2 protein-coding genes and 1 pseudogene are annotated in these 4,345 nt (G+C 44.9%); 1 reads left to right on the plus strand and 2 read right to left on the minus strand.

The window, feature by feature from the left end; all coding sequences use genetic code 11:
• Together IM515_RS02315 and IM515_RS02320 are read right to left on the minus strand one after the other, a co-directional pair.
• A pseudogene (locus tag IM515_RS02315) lies at positions 1 to 248 on the minus strand (ISNCY family transposase); the annotation flags it as partial.
• A 460-nt stretch (positions 249 to 708) separates the two neighbouring features.
• The gene (locus tag IM515_RS02320) at positions 709 to 2,274 is read right to left on the minus strand and encodes a B12-binding domain-containing radical SAM protein (RefSeq protein ID WP_002790117.1); all 1,566 of its coding nucleotides are present in this window, start codon (positions 2,272 to 2,274) and stop codon (positions 709 to 711) included.
• Positions 2,275 to 2,948: 674 nt separating this feature from the next.
• Here IM515_RS02320 and IM515_RS02325 point away from each other — a divergent pair.
• On the plus strand, positions 2,949 to 4,049 hold the full coding sequence (locus IM515_RS02325) for an alkene reductase (protein WP_287627918.1): 1,101 nt from the start codon (positions 2,949 to 2,951) through the stop codon (positions 4,047 to 4,049).
• Positions 4,050 to 4,345 lie beyond the last annotated feature (296 nt).

Genomic DNA, 4,345 nt, shown 5'->3' on the forward strand with positions numbered 1-4,345 from the left:
CAATTAATTGTTTGGTTTCGTCAGAGACGGTTTTATTAGTGGGATTGATCACAAACGGTTGACCACATTCTTTACCTTGACGTTTGGGTTTTCCCTTAGGAATAGAACCATTCTTGATAGTAGGGTGAGAACCACAACGCTTGACAGGGGAATAGAGGTGAACTAGGGGGGGTACTTTGTTCGGTGCTAGACTGATATTTGAGTAAGCCAGACAGGAGCCAGAAAAAGATATTTATCAGAAAAGTCATGAGCAAGCTAGAGGGTTAAAGACTGAGCGGGTTCCAATTATTTTTATTAATAAATATTTGACACAATTCATACCAGGTAAGCAAGATAGCTACGCCACTACTACCGAATCATTACCAAATTTTCGCCTTAAGGCGAGGTTTTAGACCCGATTTTTTCGATAACTCTAGTTTTCAAGGCTTCGGCCGTGAGCTTTTGCCGAACGGTGCGTTCATCGGTTGATGACTGGGTTTTTTAAGCGGTTGCTTACCCGGCCCCCTATTCTTAATATCATACATCCTATAAAGTCGCCCTAAAAGGGCGAGGCTTTCAACCCAATTTTTCGGTAAGTTTGAATGAATTGTGGGGACAGATTACCTGACTTGACAGTCAAACAACCCCACTCGCTTTTTCTTGCTCTACTTTGGGGTAGGATTCAAGAGCGCTGTTTAGGGATAAATGACTGTTTGTCGGCACTATTGTCTAGCTTTTGAGCGTTTTTTCCAGCTGGGCTACCCTTGCTTTCTGTTGCTTTAAATCGGCTAGTTGTTTTAGTAATTGTTCTCTGACTTCATAGCGATAGGCAAAAAAATGCTCACCTATCCCTAGGGTCGCTAGATACTCTTCTAGCAGACGGGGTTTGACCCAGGCAATCACCGCCAGTTGCCACCAGAAACGGAAGCGCGTCGGTCGGACAATCCCCTGCCGCCAGAGCAAGGAACGGAACAATTGCCACTGTTGCCAATCTAATTTACGGTTCGATTTGCCGCGCCATCCCCCCATGATCATGAAATGGTTGAAGGTTCGTTTCAGGTAGTTAACAGGATCGTAGATTTCCCAGAAAGCGTCGATGTATTCTTCGGTAATCTCTTCCACCGGGCGAGTTGGCTCAAAGTTCATCATCGCTCCCTGATGGAAAGTACCCATGCCATCCACCAGACGGCCTTCCTGTTGCAGGCGATTCCACAGGGCAGTATTTTGCAGTGCCTGGAGCAGGCTAAACTGCCCCTGGGGAATACTCGCCTCCATAATAAACTCTTTGATCCGCTGCCCTGCGCCAGGTTTCTCATTGTCAAAACCGATAATGAAGCCAGACATAATCTGCAGCCCCATGCGGGTAATTTTGTGACAGGATTCGATCAGGGATTGGCGGGTGTTTTGAACCTTGTTGATGCCGATTAAGCTATCGGTATCTGGTGTCTCAATCCCCATAAACACCAGCATAAAGCCGGCCTTGACCATTAACTCGATCAGTTCACTGTCTTCGGCCAGATTAAGGGAAGCTTCCGTAATCAGTTTAAAGGGATACTGGTGTTGCTCCATCCAGGGGATCAACTCCCGCAGAAACACCTTGGCATTCCGCTTATTGCCAATGAAGTTGTCATCGACAACAAAAATGTAGCGCCTCCACCCCAGTTGATATAACGTCTCCAACTCAGCCAACATTTGTTCTGGGGTTTTGGTGCGCGGTTTGCGGCCATAGAGGTTGATGATGTCACAAAATTCGCATTGAAAGGGGCAACCGCGAGAAAACTGCACGGTAATCGCCAGATAGGCATCCAGATCTAGTAAATCATAGCGGGCGATCGGTGTCATGGTGACATCGGGTTTCTCGCTGGCTCTAAAGACACCACTCGGTTCACCCCGCTCCAGGGCCGCCAGGAACAGCGGGATTGTCAGTTCTCCTTCATCGAGAATCAGGTAATCTGCCCCAGCTTTTTGGGCAACTTCTGGATAGGAGGTGGGGTAAGGCCCGCCCACAGCCACTTTTTTACCCAACTGCAACCCTTTGGCAATCAATTCTTGAAAGTCCTTTTTCTGAATGATCATGGCGGAGATGATTACCAAATCGCACCACTCCCAATCCGAAGCTGTTTCTAATCGGACATTGCGATCGACAAACCGGATTTCCCAATCCGATGGTAACAGGGCTGCCACCGTAATTAAACCCAGGGGCGGATTGGTTGCTCTTAAACCGGCTAGATCTAAAGTCTCTTGATAGGACCAAAAGGAGTTGGGCATCAGCGGCCACAGTAATAGGGCTTTCATTCAGGTGTCTCCAATGAAGAAGCTAGATGCTTTACATACTAGCCACAAAGCCCAAGTCGATCAAGACTGTTTTAACATCTTTTTTTACTAATAAATTAGTTCTAAATAAATCGTGAAAAAATAGCTATTTTTTGGAGATTAGCACAATTAAATGAACTATGCTTGCTAAAAACTCGTGTTTTCCCATTTTTATCAACGCAATCTAGAGGCTGTTTGCCTCTTTTGGGTATTTTTGGGTAGGTTTCCTAAAAAACGCTGATTCTGAAAAACCCTCTTGAAATTAGCAAGTACCGAATAGTAAGGGTTTCGTTTCAGTCCCTAGGAAGTCTATTTGATCGGTAAAACACCAGTTACTAGACATCTCGACAATGACTATTTCTGGTCAGATAAACATAAGCGTAATTACACTATTTTATCCCGACCCATCATGACTCAACTACCATAAAATATAGTTTATGTCTCTTTAATTTTGGAAGATGAATAAATTAAATAACTGGTAATTATAGTCAAATTTATGACCAAGATCAATTATAGTCAGCTAATTGACCCGATTAATTCTCCTCCCTTAGCAGAGGAACAATCTCGCAGATAGCCAGTCAATCATCCTTGGGTGCGGTTGTCTGGTTTTAACTAACTGCGGTAAAATTAACCTAAATTCTCTATCGGCAAATTCGATGACTTCTTTCACTACTTCCCTGGCTCTTTTAAGTCAATTTAAATTGGGAGATTTAAACCTAGAAAATCGTCTTGTGCTTGCCCCCATGACGCGAGCGCGAGCCGGAGAAAAACGTCTTGCTAATGAGATAATGGCCGAGTATTACCGGCAAAGGGCCAGCGCCGGATTAATGATTACAGAAGCGACGGTAATTTCTCCCCAAGCTAACGGTTGGCAAAATACCCCCGGTATCTACACCGATGAACAAGCGCAAGCATGGCAAATAGTGACAAAAATCGCCCAAAGAAAAGGAACACCAATTTTTTGTCAATTGTGGCACTGTGGTCGCGCTTCTCATCCCAGTTTTCAGGAAAATGGGGCTTTACCGGTTGCCCCTTCCGCAATTAAGATTAAGGGGGAGTTGCACACACCCATAGGCAAACAGCCCTACGAGACCCCTAGAGCCTTAGAAACCGAGGAAATCGCCGCAATTGTCGCCGATTACCGCCAAGCCGCTCAGAGGGCAAAATTAGCGGGGTTTGATGGCATAGAAATTCACGGAGCTAATGGTTATTTAATCGATACTTTTCTACAATCGGCCACTAATCAGCGTCAGGATAAGTATGGTGGCAGTTTGGCAAATCGCTATCGTTTTTTACAGGAAGTAGTCGAGGCAATTTTAACTGTTTTTCCCAGTCATCGGGTGGGGGTGCGTCTCTCTCCCAATGGGGTTTATAATGACATGGGTTCCGAGGATTTTCGAGAAACTTTTCTCTATATTGCCCAAAGATTAAATGAGTACAATTTAGCTTATTTGCATCTGCTAGATGGCTTGGCTTTTGGTTTTCATGAAAAGGGTAAACCGATGCTTTTATCCGAGTTTCGGGCTGTTTTTAATAGTGCTTTAATCGGCAATTGTGGTTATACAAAAGAAACTGCTGAAGCCGCTATTCAGTTGGGAGATGCGGATTTAATTGCTTTCGGTCGCCCCTATATCAGTAATCCCGATTTGGTGGAAAGATTCGCCAATAATTGGCCCCTTAATCCCGATGCTGAGATGAAAGATTGGTATTCTTTTGACAAGGAAGGTTATATCGATTTTCCCAGTTATAAACCCTAGTTAAGTAGCTGGTTATAATTAAATTAAAAATGGATTTTAGGTTCGATCCCCCCTGCCCCCCTTGATAAGGGGGGTGCCGATAGGCGGGGGTATCTACCCTGAATAAGGGGGGTGCCGATAGGCGGGGGATCTGACAGTTTTTAATACCTACCTACTTAGGGTTTGCTGAATAAATGTGAAATGTAGGCAAAGTAAGGGTTTTGGGGCTTTTCTTCCGAAACAGGTGCAAGATTTTGAGAGAATCGTCGTTCAAAACCTTGCGTCTTCATCGGCCCGCGTCCTGTAGGGGCGAAGCA

This window comes from Microcystis sp. M44BS1 (assembly GCF_020244875.1).
In the GTDB taxonomy this organism is placed as follows: Bacteria; Cyanobacteriota; Cyanobacteriia; order Cyanobacteriales; family Microcystaceae; genus Microcystis; species Microcystis panniformis.

Bases quoted from the DNA above. Each gene is read 5' to 3' on its own strand.
- IM515_RS02320 (WP_002790117.1), bottom strand. From the start codon at position 2,274: ATGAAAGCCCTATTACTGTGGCCGCTGATGCCCAACTCCTTTTGGTCC.
- IM515_RS02325 (WP_287627918.1), top strand. From the start codon at position 2,949: ATGACTTCTTTCACTACTTCCCTGGCTCTTTTAAGTCAATTTAAATTG.